Annotated in this window: 18 protein-coding genes; 7 read left to right on the top strand and 11 right to left on the bottom strand. The window is 27.4% G+C overall.

The genetic code is table 11. The annotated features are described in order from the left end of the window. Positions 1 to 143: 143 nt before the first annotated feature. The 11 genes from FZC36_RS01195 to FZC36_RS01145 all read right to left on the bottom strand — a co-directional run bounded on the left by FZC36_RS01195 (position 144) and on the right by FZC36_RS01145 (position 8,594). Positions 144 to 437, bottom strand: coding sequence for a hypothetical protein (locus FZC36_RS01195; protein ID WP_148972173.1), 294 nt, complete (start codon positions 435 to 437; stop codon positions 144 to 146). Positions 438 to 753: 316 nt separating this feature from the next. After that, positions 754 to 2,280, bottom strand: a complete 1,527-nt coding sequence (locus tag FZC36_RS01190; RefSeq protein ID WP_148972172.1) for a hypothetical protein — start codon at positions 2,278 to 2,280, stop codon at positions 754 to 756. Then, positions 2,277 to 2,735 (bottom strand): hypothetical protein, encoded by a 459-nt coding sequence (locus FZC36_RS01185; RefSeq protein WP_148972171.1) that lies wholly within the window; start codon positions 2,733 to 2,735, stop codon positions 2,277 to 2,279. The genes FZC36_RS01190 and FZC36_RS01185 overlap by 4 nt, the downstream gene beginning before the upstream one ends. A gap of 111 nt (positions 2,736 to 2,846) precedes the next feature. Then, positions 2,847 to 3,185: a hypothetical protein gene (locus FZC36_RS01180; protein ID WP_148972170.1), complete on the bottom strand. Its 339-nt coding sequence runs from the start codon at positions 3,183 to 3,185 to the stop codon at positions 2,847 to 2,849. A gap of 60 nt (positions 3,186 to 3,245) precedes the next feature. After that, entirely contained in the window at positions 3,246 to 3,644 is a 399-nt protein-coding gene (locus FZC36_RS01175; RefSeq protein ID WP_148972169.1) for a hypothetical protein, read from the bottom strand. Between the two features lie 2 nt (positions 3,645 to 3,646). Then, positions 3,647 to 4,171, bottom strand: a complete 525-nt coding sequence (locus tag FZC36_RS01170) for a head-tail connector protein (protein ID WP_148972168.1) — start codon at positions 4,169 to 4,171, stop codon at positions 3,647 to 3,649. Beyond that, positions 4,171 to 5,283 carry a phage major capsid protein gene (locus FZC36_RS01165; RefSeq protein ID WP_148972167.1) on the bottom strand — a complete coding sequence of 371 codons (1,113 nt, stop codon included), beginning with the start codon at positions 5,281 to 5,283 and terminating at the stop codon, positions 4,171 to 4,173. The genes FZC36_RS01170 and FZC36_RS01165 overlap by 1 nt, the downstream gene beginning before the upstream one ends. Before the next feature lie 47 nt (positions 5,284 to 5,330). Continuing rightward, positions 5,331 to 5,753: an HK97 family phage prohead protease gene (locus tag FZC36_RS01160; RefSeq protein ID WP_148972166.1), complete on the bottom strand. Its 423-nt coding sequence runs from the start codon at positions 5,751 to 5,753 to the stop codon at positions 5,331 to 5,333. Then, a complete protein-coding gene (locus FZC36_RS01155) occupies positions 5,737 to 6,321 on the bottom strand; it encodes a hypothetical protein (protein ID WP_148972165.1) in 585 nt (194 codons plus the stop codon). Before FZC36_RS01155 ends, FZC36_RS01160 begins: the two co-directional genes overlap by 17 nt. A gap of 136 nt (positions 6,322 to 6,457) precedes the next feature. Continuing rightward, positions 6,458 to 7,516, bottom strand: coding sequence for a phage portal protein (locus FZC36_RS01150; RefSeq protein WP_148972164.1), 1,059 nt, complete (start codon positions 7,514 to 7,516; stop codon positions 6,458 to 6,460). A gap of 379 nt (positions 7,517 to 7,895) precedes the next feature. After that, positions 7,896 to 8,594 carry a tetratricopeptide repeat protein gene (locus tag FZC36_RS01145; RefSeq protein WP_148972163.1) on the bottom strand — a complete coding sequence of 233 codons (699 nt, stop codon included), beginning with the start codon at positions 8,592 to 8,594 and terminating at the stop codon, positions 7,896 to 7,898. A gap of 175 nt (positions 8,595 to 8,769) precedes the next feature. Between FZC36_RS01145 and FZC36_RS01140 the strand changes: the two genes are divergently transcribed. The 7 genes from FZC36_RS01140 (at position 8,770) to FZC36_RS01110 (ending at position 14,372) form a co-directional block, all read left to right on the top strand. Then, entirely contained in the window at positions 8,770 to 10,392 is a 1,623-nt protein-coding gene (locus FZC36_RS01140) for a YidC/Oxa1 family insertase periplasmic-domain containing protein (RefSeq protein WP_148972162.1), read from the top strand. A gap of 85 nt (positions 10,393 to 10,477) precedes the next feature. Next, complete coding sequence (locus FZC36_RS01135) at positions 10,478 to 10,960, top strand: hypothetical protein (protein ID WP_148972161.1); 483 nt, start codon at positions 10,478 to 10,480, stop codon at positions 10,958 to 10,960. A 121-nt stretch (positions 10,961 to 11,081) separates the two neighbouring features. Continuing rightward, a complete protein-coding gene (locus FZC36_RS01130; RefSeq protein ID WP_187440131.1) occupies positions 11,082 to 11,603 on the top strand; it encodes a cob(I)yrinic acid a,c-diamide adenosyltransferase in 522 nt (173 codons plus the stop codon). Next, positions 11,600 to 12,007 carry an exodeoxyribonuclease VII small subunit gene (gene xseB / locus FZC36_RS01125; RefSeq protein WP_148972159.1) on the top strand — a complete coding sequence of 136 codons (408 nt, stop codon included), beginning with the start codon at positions 11,600 to 11,602 and terminating at the stop codon, positions 12,005 to 12,007. The genes FZC36_RS01130 and xseB overlap by 4 nt, the downstream gene beginning before the upstream one ends. Then, on the top strand, positions 12,007 to 12,669 hold the full coding sequence (locus tag FZC36_RS01120; protein WP_187440130.1) for a phosphatidylserine decarboxylase: 663 nt from the start codon (positions 12,007 to 12,009) through the stop codon (positions 12,667 to 12,669). Before xseB ends, FZC36_RS01120 begins: the two co-directional genes overlap by 1 nt. Then, positions 12,666 to 13,310, top strand: coding sequence for a phosphatidylserine decarboxylase (locus tag FZC36_RS01115; RefSeq protein WP_148972157.1), 645 nt, complete (start codon positions 12,666 to 12,668; stop codon positions 13,308 to 13,310). The genes FZC36_RS01120 and FZC36_RS01115 overlap by 4 nt, the downstream gene beginning before the upstream one ends. A gap of 279 nt (positions 13,311 to 13,589) precedes the next feature. Next, on the top strand, positions 13,590 to 14,372 hold the full coding sequence (locus FZC36_RS01110; protein ID WP_148972156.1) for a CDP-alcohol phosphatidyltransferase family protein: 783 nt from the start codon (positions 13,590 to 13,592) through the stop codon (positions 14,370 to 14,372). Positions 14,373 to 14,394: the final 22 nt, after the last annotated feature.

Here is a 14,394-nt window from a genome sequence, read left to right as displayed (position 1 = left end):
TGATTTGGATGTTAGCATATAGTTTAAAAATATATCTTATGATTAATTATTAATTGTTTAGCACTTAAGAATAGTTACTTATAAGAAATTTCATCAAGAATATATAAAATAATATTTTAAGCACTTAATTTAATATACAAAACCTAGAATTTATCTAGACTCTTTCTATCCTCTCTTGATCCAAATTCAAATACATAGGCATCTTTCAAGCATGATCCAAATATACCTGCTGAAGCAGAAATAATACATATAACTTCTGATGTTATATTAGGCATTAATCCAAGCAATAAAAGACAAGAAAACAGTCCAAAAAAGGCTAATAAAAACATAGCATTCGCTCTTTTGTTTGGCTTGTCCTTATATATAGAACAATCTCTTAACCTAGAGTCTTTTCTGTCTTTTCTATGAACTTCATCTTTAAAGTTTCTTGATAGCATTTTTTTTACTAAAAAGTCTATTTTATGTTCTGATTCTAATGTGTTTATAAGATCATAACCTTTATTACTTTTAAAGTTAGAAAAAATATTAATAAGCTTATTAAATAGGATTTTAAAGCTGTATCTTTTTCTAACAAAATTAAATATGTAAAATAATGAACCCTTACAGATTTTAAAAAGAACAACAAGAATTTTTATGATAACCTCCCTATATTTTCTTGAATAAAGCTTATAAAAACTTCTTTTTGCTTATGGTTAGCTATACTAGCCAACTCAAAACTTTCATTATAAATTAAATCTAAAAAAACATGCATTTTTATTTTCTCCTTACTTCATAATTCAAGCACAAGTCAGGTAATTTTTTTTGCACTGAATTAATTTTTATTCCCAGAAACTTTTCTTCATCTTCTATAAAATCTATAACCATATTTAAATTCTTCAAAAGATCAGAATGAGACTTTATACTTGATTTATCAAAAATTCTTTTAAAATAAAGGTCTTTCAATCTTTTATGCTCATATTCAAAGCAATAGGATTTACAGTACTCATCTCTAAAATAATAAATAATATCTGAATCAAAGCTTTTTACTTTTGTTAAACTTTTTATCTTTAAAAACAAAATAGACTCTTTATCAGAAATTGTCTTTTCATACTCAAAAACCACACCTGTATATATTTTTCCATCTTCCACAGATTTAAATCTCACTTTATCCATAAGCTGTACAAAGCATAAATCCAAAGAATTTGTTAAGTTTATTTTCACTTCCAATATATAATCATATTGATACGCTCTAGTGTAAGCAAAAAGCATATTTTTGATTTGATATAAAAGCAATTTTCCAGCTTCTGAATCAAATATATTATCTTTATTCTTTTGTAAAATTTCTGGTTTTTTATCTGATTCTATCCAATATTCCAAATCAAAAACTAATCCTGAAAAATGATCTACAGCACAAATAAAAATTGACTTTTCATAAGAAACAGAGTCATTTTTCTTATAAAACTGCTTCTCTTTCCATTCATCACAACCAGAAAAAACCTTGTTAAGATCAATATTCAAGTTTAAGTCTTTGGATACATTTGCTCCAAATATATTAAAGCACCATTTTTCTCTTCTCTTTATTAATTCCATCCAATCCAAAACCAAAGCACCATAAACATTTCCATATTCTTTTTTTATAAAAGAGTTTGAAATTGTATACTGACCATGTTTAGAAAATTTTTGAGGCCATTTAGACAGCTCATTCTCTTTAAAATTCTTATACACTTCTTCGAAAACATCACTCTGCCTGAAAATGTGATCATCCCAAGAAAAACAAAAAGTAACAGAGAAACTTTCTTCAGATTCTACTGAATTATATTCTTTCTTTAAAAAATCATTTCTACTAAGAATGGACATACTGTCTATTGAATAAGAATCTTCCTTGTCATCGAATATGCTTTCACATCCCATCAACGAATCTGAATATACTAGACTATTTACTACATTTCCTTTAGGATCCAAAGCATTACTTAATCCATTATTTAAAAACTCTTTATCCAAACATTTTTGTTTCTTTTCACTAGAAGCTTTTGATTTGAATGATATTTTATAAGAATTATTTTGTTTATTTATATATTCATAGCTTCCAAAAAACATTACACCATGATCATTCGTTATAATTAAAAATGGATATTTATTTAAATCCGATATAAATGAAGAAACATATATTTCTGCTTCTACATAATCAAACTTGGATTGAACAATTTTGACCTTAGTAGTATCATCGATTTTCCTCACATCACTGGAATTAAACTTACTTAAGTCACTATTAGATGTCAGATAAACACAAAAACAATTCATTTCTCATCCAAAACAACTGCCCATCTTGTTTCTAAATTTTTAAAGTCACAAGATATGCTTTTAACAAAAACATTAAATAGTGGCTTGTAATTTACCTTACCATCGCACCCAGGACGATAGTCCTCTTCTACAAGAACATTTGTTTTTGTAATTTGATCTCTCTTTGAAAACAGTATAGATCCTTCAGCAGGTTTTCTATTAAACATTATTTTTTCTTCTTTATTTACGAATTGAAAAAATCTTATAGGAGATTTTATTAGAAGCTCACCATTTAGGAAAATCTCTGGAAGATCTGATTCACCACTTATTTTAATCTGGTACTTGTTTGAGCATGAATTTGAATCATGCATTAAAGCTCCTTCTAAATTACGAATATTATTAGAGTTCAATAATAATGAGCAATCTCCGCTTATAATTTCACTACGATCTTTTAACAGATCCTTTATTTCGATCAAACACTACTCTCTTTCTTTTTTGATAAATTAACAAATATTACTTTAAATTAAATATTATTTGCTGTAATTTATTTTAGTTTTTAATTATTTGATTTATTGAGTTTTTTGAAACTAGCTTTGTTTAATTTCTTTAATAATAAATATATCCACTTTAGACTTTTCTAAATCTATTTTAGTTTTTAAATCTTTTATCAAAATATTATTTTTTAGGTTGTGTATATTACTTTCCAAGTTAATCATCTGTTCATAATATTCACTGTCTTTTTTCTTAAAATTAAAGCAGCATGATATTTTCACATTTATATAATCTAAATTTTTCACAAAACTTTTTATTGAGACAGAGCAACTCTTATCAAACTCGCAAACCTTATCACCTAAATAAACATTACCAATCTCTTTTCTAATTTCTTTCCAAACGTCTTCTAGTAATTCATACATTTTTTCACCCACTTTGATTTTTTATATTATTGTTTATGAACTTTTTGTTTTTCAGAGTTCAGAGCATAAGAATCAAGGAAAAGAAAAGTACTGTTCATTAAAGCTAACCTGCTCTAAACCATTTTCAGTTATATCTTTTACGTACACATATCCAACATTTTGATTAATCGGTTGAATCCTAGAATACCTTTGAAAGTACCTATTTTTCCAATTAAAACCACTGCTTATCAAACATTTTTCTGAAATATTAGATATTATTACAAAGAAGTTATCAAAAACATTATTTTTCTTTTTCACTATTGATGAAGAGTGTATATATCCCCAAAACTTTTCTCCAGTCATACAAAATTCATTAGACAGAAGCTTATTTTCAGTAGAAGTTTTAATAGACATTACAGAAATTCTATGATGCATTGATGGAACAGATCCATTCAGTATATTCTTCATAGGTATATTATTCCTAAATATCATTGCTATATTCTTATTTCGTTCATTGTATATGACTTACTAACTTTATATTCTTCAGCTTTACTTTCCATATTCCCATTGTATAAATCTCCGAACATTCTCAAAATATAACTTTCTAAATCTCCAGGCAGCTCATTTACCCTGTACCCAGCAGAATAATTAACTTTAATTATTTTATCCATATACTTTTCACTTAAGATTATAATTCTATTTCCTAAATTAATTTTCTGATAATAATCTTCAACTGGTATTGTTTTGTATGTTCCATTTCTAGTCTTTACAGATATACTAGAAACATTTCTCACTGGACCTTTAAACAACTTGATCTCAACCCTTTTTGCTGTCAAAACCCAATCTTTTTCAATAACTGAAGATCCAGTTATAGATTCTAGTTTTTCACAAGCTATTTTCAATAACTTTTCAATATAAGAATCTTCCAAGTCTTCATGCACGTTAAAGCATTTTCTTACAAACTGTATGTTTATAGGAATCGAATCATACTTTTTCTCACAATGTAAATCTAAAAGCATTATGCAGATTCCTTAAAACCTACAAAAGCTTTTTCATCAATTACTTTTGAACACATATATTTTCTCATGTAATGAAGTACCATAGGTTTCTCACTAAATGGATCCTCTTGATAGAAAATATTTTTATTTTCGCAGATCAGATAACCAGATTCTAAGTCAGCAAGAATGATATCACATCCTGAACCTCTTAACTCCTCTACAAAAACAACTTCTTTTCCGAATATTGAATTACAGTCAGAGCTTATTTGATCCATATTCAATATAGGACGCTTATTTGCATCAGAAAGGCCTAGAACTTTTTCATAATATGTTTCTGGTGTCATAAACCAAACTGCATTCTTATGATATTTCAGCTCCAGCTTTGTAAGCATTTTTCTAAGAGAAATATAGTTATCATCTAGCTTACCTGTCATAGTTTGAGATTCTGAAGGTATAATGCTATCTATTTTTCCATCAACTCCAGATATAAATAAGTTTCTTTCTCTTTCAGAAAGTTCAGTGCACATTTTTCTATTAACTGCTTCTTCGAAATCCACAATCGAATGAATTTCATCTGAATTTTGAGAAACAGGTATACAAATTTGCAACGCATGCATACTGAGAGTTTCTTTTGATAGCTCTAGCTTTTTAGTTCCAATTTGGTAAGGCGTGCTAGGATCAGTTTCTGTAACTTCAGGTGAGTTAAATTTGTTAACAGTACATGTAGTTCTATCTGAAAATATAGTTCTAGCTCTAGATCTTATTGGAGAGAAGTAATAATCATTCTCTAGAAGAATTTCCCCTGACTCATCAGGCACATAATGTCCATTTCTATTTGTACTTATACTATTAAAAAATGAATTAGACATTGATTTAGTTTCTATATCAGAAAAATTACCTGCAATATACTTTGCTATACTTGATACTGACTCAGTTTCAGAGGATCCCCAAGTTTGAGGAGCTCCATAAGATTTTTTCTCTATATTAGAAGGAATTTCTTCAGATTTAGGTTGCTTCTCAGAATCTAATTGTTTTTCCAAATTAGAACCTTCAAACCTTCCACCATCAAAACTCATACCACCAAAGGTATTTACATTCTTTTTTAGACTGTTTTTGTTGTTTAATATATTCATTTTTCCCTTTCAAGAAAGAACAATTAACATAATTTATTTAGATTAACTCAGATTATTTTTGCTTTTTCATTAGCAGGATTTGTAACTACTGATATTTCATAAAGCTTTAACTTAGATATTATTCTACAATTTTTAAATGTTTGAAATGAAGTTGGTATATATCCTATTGACAAACCTTTTACAAAAGAGTGTTTTATAAAATTACAAATTTGCTCTCCAAAAGATAGATTTCTAAACACTTTACCTTTTACGAACAACCCACACTCATCTTCAAACATTTCGTACCAATACCCTATTGGCTTCATAATATCATGTTTCCAAAGCATTTTTATTTTTGGAATATCTATTTTCTTACTATCAAAAGCACCTGGTTTTATTATATCACTCTGACCATCTTTGAAATTAAATGTACTTGCATACCCTTGCACAATAAATTCATTTTCATTAAGACCACTACTCAAAGCTCTCATAACTCAATTCTTTTTCTTCTTTATAATAGAAATATGCTTTTCCATCAAATATATACACACAGGCACTTTCTTCTTTATTTTCTACGCCTCCAGATTCTAGAGATCTTCTCAAAGACTCTAATTCTGACTCACTTACCAATTTTTTTATTTCTATTTTATCCCTGTGCCCCGTGAAAGATTTAGGCTTGTTTTCATCAAACTTCATATTAAAAGCTTCACCATAAAGCCTATCTAAATTTATTGAGCACTTTGAATTCTCTGACTTTGAATAAATTACAATTTCATCACTTTGCTTTTCAATATAGTAATCATCCTCTTCTTCAAAATCTTTTTTCATGCCTTGTGATAATGATGACTCTCTTACAATTAGATTTACACCTGTATCTCTTTCATTTCCTGAATCTACATTTTCATTTGTCTTATCCATTTTCTGATCTACGACAGAACCAATTTTTGCAAATAACCCAGACAATTTCTTCTCCATGTCATTAAAATTTTTCTTCTGATATAAAACAAAGTCCCATATTTTTGAGAATTCTTCGGATATGTTGTCAAAATTGGAATCCATTTCTTCTATTTCTAAGGCTCCACCTTTTTTAGAATAAGTTAATAATTTAATTATAAAACCTCCTATTTTTTGTTCGTTTAATTGTTTTAAATAATATTCATAATATTAATTGGATATGTGATACATTAAGCATATTTTATGCATTTTCGCTTTTTGCAGACAAAGCTGGCACAGAAGAGAAGTCAGGTTTTATAGAAAACTTCTCTAAACTAGAATCTTTTTCAGATAAGTTTACCCAAACCAGATCATTTATCTTTTGTAATATTTTATTTGCCATAGGAAGCAAAGTATCTTCCCAGAAATGCAACCTAGCTTCTTTGTAGTTAGAAAAGGATGCATCTTGCAAACCTAACATTACCGGAGGAACTCCGAAAGCCTGACAAATTTCTCTAGCAGCAATATTTTTTCCTACATTAAAATCCATATCTTTAGAAGATATACTTAAATCTTTCCAATCCACATCAGACTGCAGTAAAATTATTGAGCCTGCGTTTCCTTTTCCTTTGTGTGACAAAGCTATGCTATTTTTTAGCTTTTCAAACTCATAGTCATCCACTTTATTTTTCAATATAAAAGCTCCAGAAGGTCTTCCACCATTATCTAAAATTGATTGATTATGTTTTGTAACACTATCATAAAACCTTACAGATTCTTTTATGCACCCCATTGGGCTCAAGCCAACCCAAGGACAATAAGGATTATTGAACTTTATATGCATTATTTCAGATGAATTATAAACGTTATATTTATTTTTTTCTTCCTTGATTTTATAAGATTCAGCATGACCATATTTATTTTTCAGTATCTCTACATTTTCTGGATTCAAGTTATACATTTCATATCCATGTTCACCTGACTCCAAATAAGTATAAGCATTTCCATGCAAACAAAGATTTGTTACCAAATTTTCTACAAACTCGAACCAAGTTTCGTACCCATTTGGCTTTATAAGCAAATTGGATACATAATTGTTGCTAACTTTATTATTTTCCGAATCATACAAGAAGCATTTAATATTAGCTATGTTTCTTGATATAAGAGAAATACATCTATAAACGATTATATTTTTAAAATCTTGTTTACACATAGAACCACCAGAAAATGAATTAACATTCATTAGGTTTGGTATAAAATCACATTTAGTGTTTTTATCTTTTCTCTGTAGATACGGAAAAACTCTATGAATTAAGTTCATAAGTAATTCCCATTTTTATCCTTTTGTGAAGTTTTTTTATAGGAGTGCAAACTTGCACCCTACATTTACTAGTATTACAAAAACACACCATAAGATTTCAAGTTTTTTCACAATTTTTACAAAATTTAATTAAATTTTAGATAATTTTATGCTTTGTTTAGTAAAAAATTACATTAAAACTCAATAAAACTTATAAATCACTAACCTTAACCTTGCAAAGAATATTGGATATTTTATATAAATAAATTCTTTTAGTAGTAAGTATCTATAAACTCTATACATATATAAAATAATTTGGGAATTGGACTGAACTTCAAACAAAGAATCCATCTAATTTCTAAAAAACCTACTTCTCAAGGTTTAATTAATCAAAAACCGACTACGCTAAAGAAACAGAATTTACTATAGCTTTATCTGAAACACTTTTTATCTCATCTAAATGATCATGCTTTATTTTTTTAAGAAGTGATTTTGCTTTTACAAATTCATTCTTTTTATAATAGATTTTCATCATGCTCATCAATGCTCTGTATATCTTTGATTTGTTTTTCAAATAAAATTCAGATTTATTATTTTGATCCATAATTTTACAAAAAATACCAAAATTCATAATTGCATCATCTAAATTATTTTGATTAAAATTAATAAAACCAATCCAATAGTAGCATATAGCTAAGTCATATGTTTGGTTAACTCTTAGATAGTCAAACTTACGCTTAGCTGACTCAAAGTCTCTTTTGCTCATAGCCTTTATAGCTTCTTTTAAATACATTTTGTATTCATATTCTTCCATATTATGAGATGCACTTGGCGTTGGTAAAAATCCTGTAATTGTTTCTATAAATGAATCGTACTTTAAAGTTTTAACCTTACTATTTATCATTAAGAAATTCACTTTTCTTTTTACATTCAACATACTATTTCTAAGACTTATAAACTCTTCTTTAGAAATAATTTTGTTATCTGATAAAGTTTGTAACTCAGATAGAATGTTATCTAGATTGTCTTGTATTGATGTTTTATATTCACAAAAAACCAAATTAGAAACAAAGAAAAATATAAAAGCCATAAAAGTCATAGAAAAATATTACATTTATATGATTAAAAAATCACCCTTTATTTATTTTTTACTGAGTATATTAAGTTAAAATTTACAAATTTAAGCTTAAGTATGTATGTAAAAAGCTCAATATAAAATATATTCATATCAATATCTTGAATATAGAACTTACATGAAGTAACTTTCTTAGTATATGGACAAAAAATTCAATCTAAAATCATTGCCTAGATTTGTAACTTTTATGATGGTTGCTTATCTATCCTATTTTACAACAGACATCTTGGTTTCTAAAGTTTTTAAAAATAAATCAGAAAACAAAGTAATTAATCAAAAAAAACCAGTAACCAAAATAGATGAACCTTATGCTTCTGGAGATTACAAACCTATAGAAAACAATAAAATATCTGGAAAGGTTTTTAAAAAAGGAGCAATTATATCTGAAGTTTCTTTAAAAGATTATAAAAAAACTATTGATTCAGAAAGTTTAATACAAACAATACCTAAATCTTCTTTTTTTAGAGCTTATTGGGATTTAGAAGGAAACACACAAGCCCCTAATAAAAACACTGAATGGAGCATGGAAAATAGCCTGTCCAGCAAACAACCCTCAGTTATGACATGGAAAAATAAAACTGGAGATATTTTTGTACAAAATTCACAAATAATAGATGACTATCTTATTAAATTTGAATACTCTATGTTTAACTCTAAAAAAGAAGAAAATATTGAAGGTAATCTGAAAGTAGAGCTTAAATCAAAAGATTTTTCTTATGTTTCAGGAATTGATCAGAAAATAAGAAGATCTAATAGATCTAGAACAGACAATGGATATGGTTGGGCTGGTTTAGAGAAAGATTATTGGTGTTCTATAATACACTCCTCTCAACCTGTTTCAGTAGATTACAATAAAGATAAATCTAACCTAACTCTTACTTTCCCTAACATTAAATTATCTCCAAACACATCTCAAACAGCTAGTTTCTACTTGTTTACAGGTCCTAAGAAACTAGAAATGTTAGAACAGTACAAGAAACAATATAATATCGGAAAAATGGATGATGTAATACATTTTGGAGTAATGAAGTCTCTTAAAAAATTAATCATGAAATCATTACTATTTATTAGTAAAAAACTAAATAACAGCATGGTTTTTGCTTCTTTTGTTTTGAGCACTTTATTTGTACTTGTATTTTCTCCACTTTCTTATAAGTCATACATGTCAATAAAAAAGATAAAGAAATTAAAACCTAAATTAGACAGATTAAGTGAAATATATGGAGAGGACAAAGTTTCTATACAAAAAGAAACTTTATCTTTATATAGAAAAGAAAATATCAATCCTTTTGGTAACATTCTGCCAATGATAATACAAATTCTTGTTCTTTTTTCATTCTCTACAGTATGGTCTATAATCATAGAACCTAGACACCAAGCTTTCTTGTGGATAAAAGATTTAACATCTAGCGATCCAACTTCAATTACTAACTTATTTGGGCTTCTTCCTTTTGATTTAGCTAATGGAATACAATATTTGTTCGATAAAGTTTGGATTCCCTTTTCATATATTTTAGGGAATGTAAGTATAGACATTACAAAATTTTTCAAAATAGGAATTTTACCTATAATTTCCAGCTCTTTGATTTTACTTCAAACTCCTGGAGAAGATTCCTCTGAATCAGCAAATAATAGAAAAGTAATGATATTTATTTTAAGTTTATTCTTTTTATCTAATGTTTCTGCAATGTTAATGATACATACAATTTGGTATTTCTTTTTAACATTCATACAAAACAAAATTTTCAAACATATTTCTTAACTGAAATAGATATTAAATATGTTAAATTAATGTTCAATTATTTTATTTAAAACAACAAAAAGCATGCTAGAATATTTTGAAGTTTATGTATGAGTTTAATTTTCTAGAATCTACTATATTTATTGTTACAGCGATATACATATCAATATACGATGTAATTTACAAAAAAATCCCACTGGAAGGCATAATATTGTTATTATTTTTTTCAAAAAAGAATGGATATATTTATGAATCATGCCTTGAATCTGCTGCATTTTTATTTTTAACATTCTTAGCGCAAAAAATCACAAAATCTTATATGGGATTAGGAGATTATTTTTTATTTTTCACTTACTCTTTAATAGTTCCATATGAAAGCATAACAACTTTCTACACTTTTTCTGGTTTATTTCAAATTGTGTTCTCATTGATATTGTTAGGTATTAAGTTTACTAAAAACAAACCTAAAAATATCAGAAATTTTATTTTATTCACTAATTACAAAAACTATATATACGAACATAGAAAGCTGCGCTTTTCAATGGCCCCTGCTATATCATTAAGTGCATTAATAGTACGTTTACTTTAATAAAAACCTTCTTAATAGTTTTATAATGTATATGTTTATTTAGTTTAACAATTTCATATTAGGGTTATTGAAAATAGTAATTAATATTTATAATGTACAATTTATTTGGTACAGTACCCCTGTGAATTGTTCTTATATAACTAAAAATGGAGATAAAGGGAAAACATCAACATCAAGTGGTATAGTTCCTAAAAACTCTAATTTAATATCTTTCATTGGGAATTTGGATGAATCTAACTCTTACATAGGATTGTGCTTAAATTACTGTAAAGATAAAGATTTACTAGAGATATTATTAAAGGTACAAAATCAAATATTCAATATAGGAGCAAAAATAAATGGGGCAAATTTAGAAATCACAGAAGAATACCATATTTGGATAGAGAATAAGGCAAATTTTTTCTTTAAAAAACTTAAACCAATTCATAATTTTGTTTTACCTGGTGGATCTTTATTTTCCAGCCACTTACATATATGTAGGACAATATTAAGAAGGACAGAATTAGCTTTCTGGGCGTGTGAAGAAGAACATAGAGATGTAAATATCGGAAAGTATTTAAACAGGATTTCTGACTTCTTTTTTATCATAGCAAGAGTATATAATAACGAAGAAATACAGTGGGAAGTAGGTAAAATAGATTGAATTTGAATAAAAAAGAACTTAGCTTTGAGGACAAAATAAAAGAACTAGAGAATATAAAGAATAAACTAGAGTCTGGGGACTTACCTTTAAACAAAGCGGTATCAACTTATGAAAAAGGAATATATCTTGCAAAAGAAGCTGAAAATGAATTAAGAAATGCTGAAATAAAAGTTGATTCAATAAAGGAAGAGGAATCTGAGTTTTCTGAAATAAAAAAACAAATATCAAGTGAATTCAAAAAAGCACAATCAAAAATATTTGAATCATTAGATTCTAGCTTAACAGATCTAAATCTAAGTGAAGAAAATGATACTAAAAACAAAATTAACGAAATTTTAGATAAAACATTAGATAAAATTAAAAAAATTTCATTAGAATTTTTTAACGTAAAGGAAGAAAAATAGTGTTGAGATTAAAACTAAGTAAACAAGGTTTTAAAGCCATAAAAGTATGCTTTATTTTCCTATTCACAGTATTCGTTCTTGGGTATTTCACTCCTATACTCTGCACAGCACTTATCTTGCTACTATTCAGAGATGAAAAGAGAGTAATTACAGATCCAGATTCTTGCTTACCACCTTGCGATGGAATAGTAGAATCCATAAAAAAAGATATAGCCCTAGATTCAGTAACAGAAAATGAATATAAAGATAAAAAATGGAACAAAATAGAAATAAAAAATGGAATAACAGATATTCATGTATGCAGGAGCCCTATAGAAGGAACTGTAAAGCACATTTATTACAATCCAGGCTTAAGCGGAGAGCAAAACATTTTCTATAAAAAGAGAGAAAGCTTGATAATTGTCATTTCTGGAAAGACAGAGATTATAATAGAGCATGTTTCACAAAACTCTTTGCAATCTGTGAGCTGTTATGTAAAAACTGGAGATTTATTAAAAATCGGACAAAAATATGCAAATCAAAACTTAGGTGGGTATGTAAATATGTATTTACCTGTTGAACATGAACTAGATGTCTTGGAATCACAAAAACTAATTTCTGCAGAAACTGTTGTTTCAAAGTTAGAAAAATTGCATAATGACTTCTTGAAGGAAATTCAATGATAAATAAATACTTACTAAATAAAATAAGATCAGAAGGATATCCAATCATAATTGTTTCGTTTTTTCTATCAATTGGGTTGTTTTATTTCCATTACATAGCTGGATTCATAGCTTTATCTTTTAATATATTTTCTATATGGTTTTTCAGGGACCCTAATAGAGTTGTGCCATCACTAGATGGAATAGTGGTAAGCCCTGCTGATGGAATAGTGGTGGCAATAGATAATCATCCATGCCCTGATTTTGATCTAGAAGAAGACAAGTTCACAAGAATAGGTATTTTTTTAAGAGTTACAGATGTTCATGTGAACAGAGCACCAATTTCTGGGAATATAGAAAAAATAGTTTATAAAGAAGGTAGTTTCGATTTCGCTTGGAAAAAAGAAGTATTTATGACTAATGAAAGATTATCTATGAAGATAAATGGCTTTATAGATTGCGTAGTATCTCAAATAGCTGGTTTTGTAGCTAGAAGAATCATATGTGATGTAAATGAGAAGGAAAACTTAAAAATAGGACAAACCTATGGAATGATAAAATTCGGCAGCAGAACTGAAGTATACATACCAAAGAGCATGAAAGTTTGTATAAAAAAAGGACAAACTTTAGTAGCCGGAGAAACTATAATAGCAAAACAGTAAGAATATAAAAGTATCAATAATAAAACATGCTGATCTTAATATGGAAAATCTTAAAGCTATTCAACTGAACATCAAAATAATATATGTAAATTAACCTCACAAATCTGTAAAAAACTATAACAATGAAAATTTATGAGAGAAATCCTAGATAAAAATCTAAAAAAATATTAAATATATATATATTGTGTAGTGTTTTTTTGATTTCTAGATACTATTTAGCTTAAATTAGATATTTCTAGAGCAATTTAATCAGAAAAAAATTACAATCAGAAAGAAAAAATGAACCAAAGAATCAAAAAATACAGAAAAAAATTATTTATTAACAAAGGGATTAATTATATAGCTAATATAGTAACCTCTCTTTCAATTTGTTTAAGCTTAAAAGCAATAAAACTTTCTTATAATGGAAAAGTAAACGAAGCTGTAATATTAATCATAATATGCGCTTTTATTGATGGGATTGATGGAAAGATAGCAAGATATTTGAAATCCGATTCAGAGTTTGGTAAGACTTTGGATTCTTTAGCAGATTTCCTAAGCTTTGGAATAGCTCCGATATTAATAATATTCTTTTATAAAACACATAACTGGCTAAATCTAGGCTGGTCTATTGGTGTGTTTTTCTCACTATGTATGGCTTTCAGATTGGCAAGATTTTCTGATAAATCATTTTCAAACTGTGAACCATATGACACAAACACATCAAAAGAAAAACATTCTGAAACCTTTGAAGGAATACCTGCTCCTGCTGGGGGATTACTTCTTTTTATGCCAATTGTAGTAGAGAATGTACTACAAATAAAATTAAACCATTGGGTGTTTTGCATAAACACACTTTTAATTTCTATGGGATTAATAAGTAAAATCAGAACAATTGCCATAAACAAAATTAAATTAAATAAATCTCAGTATCATATATTCTTTGGAATACTATCTTTATTAAGCACTCTTGTGTTCGCGTATATATGGATAGCATCTCTTATTATAGGATCTGCATATATACTTTATGTGATTACATTACTTATAAAAGATAACAGTAAGAATAAAAAATTACCTAACTGATTTGCAAATAGTATTATTATAC

Origin of the sequence: Candidatus Nesciobacter abundans (assembly GCF_008189525.1) — a bacterium.
GTDB classification, from domain to species: domain Bacteria; phylum Pseudomonadota; class Alphaproteobacteria; order CAJXXZ01; family 1604HC; genus Nesciobacter; species Nesciobacter abundans.
The sequence above is the reverse complement of the archived record's forward strand: the minus strand, read 5'-3'. Positions and strand labels throughout refer to the sequence as shown.

What these genes read in the sequence shown, in the direction of transcription:
- FZC36_RS01195 (WP_148972173.1), bottom strand. Translation starts at nt 437, where the DNA reads ATGCTATCAAGAAACTTTAAAGATGAAGTTCATAGAAAAGACAGAAAA.
- FZC36_RS01190 (WP_148972172.1), bottom strand. Translation starts at nt 2,280, where the DNA reads ATGAATTGTTTTTGTGTTTATCTGACATCTAATAGTGACTTAAGTAAG.
- FZC36_RS01175 (WP_148972169.1), bottom strand. Translation starts at nt 3,644, where the DNA reads ATGATATTTAGGAATAATATACCTATGAAGAATATACTGAATGGATCT.
- FZC36_RS01170 (WP_148972168.1), bottom strand. Translation starts at nt 4,171, where the DNA reads ATGCTTTTAGATTTACATTGTGAGAAAAAGTATGATTCGATTCCTATA.
- FZC36_RS01165 (WP_148972167.1), bottom strand. Translation starts at nt 5,283, where the DNA reads ATGAATATATTAAACAACAAAAACAGTCTAAAAAAGAATGTAAATACC.
- FZC36_RS01160 (WP_148972166.1), bottom strand. Translation starts at nt 5,753, where the DNA reads ATGAGAGCTTTGAGTAGTGGTCTTAATGAAAATGAATTTATTGTGCAA.
- FZC36_RS01155 (WP_148972165.1), bottom strand. Translation starts at nt 6,321, where the DNA reads ATGGATTCCAATTTTGACAACATATCCGAAGAATTCTCAAAAATATGG.
- FZC36_RS01150 (WP_148972164.1), bottom strand. Translation starts at nt 7,516, where the DNA reads ATGAACTTAATTCATAGAGTTTTTCCGTATCTACAGAGAAAAGATAAA.
- FZC36_RS01145 (WP_148972163.1), bottom strand. Translation starts at nt 8,594, where the DNA reads ATGACTTTTATGGCTTTTATATTTTTCTTTGTTTCTAATTTGGTTTTT.
- FZC36_RS01140 (WP_148972162.1), top strand. Translation starts at nt 8,770, where the DNA reads ATGGACAAAAAATTCAATCTAAAATCATTGCCTAGATTTGTAACTTTT.
- FZC36_RS01135 (WP_148972161.1), top strand. Translation starts at nt 10,478, where the DNA reads ATGTATGAGTTTAATTTTCTAGAATCTACTATATTTATTGTTACAGCG.
- FZC36_RS01115 (WP_148972157.1), top strand. Translation starts at nt 12,666, where the DNA reads ATGATAAATAAATACTTACTAAATAAAATAAGATCAGAAGGATATCCA.
- FZC36_RS01110 (WP_148972156.1), top strand. Translation starts at nt 13,590, where the DNA reads ATGAACCAAAGAATCAAAAAATACAGAAAAAAATTATTTATTAACAAA.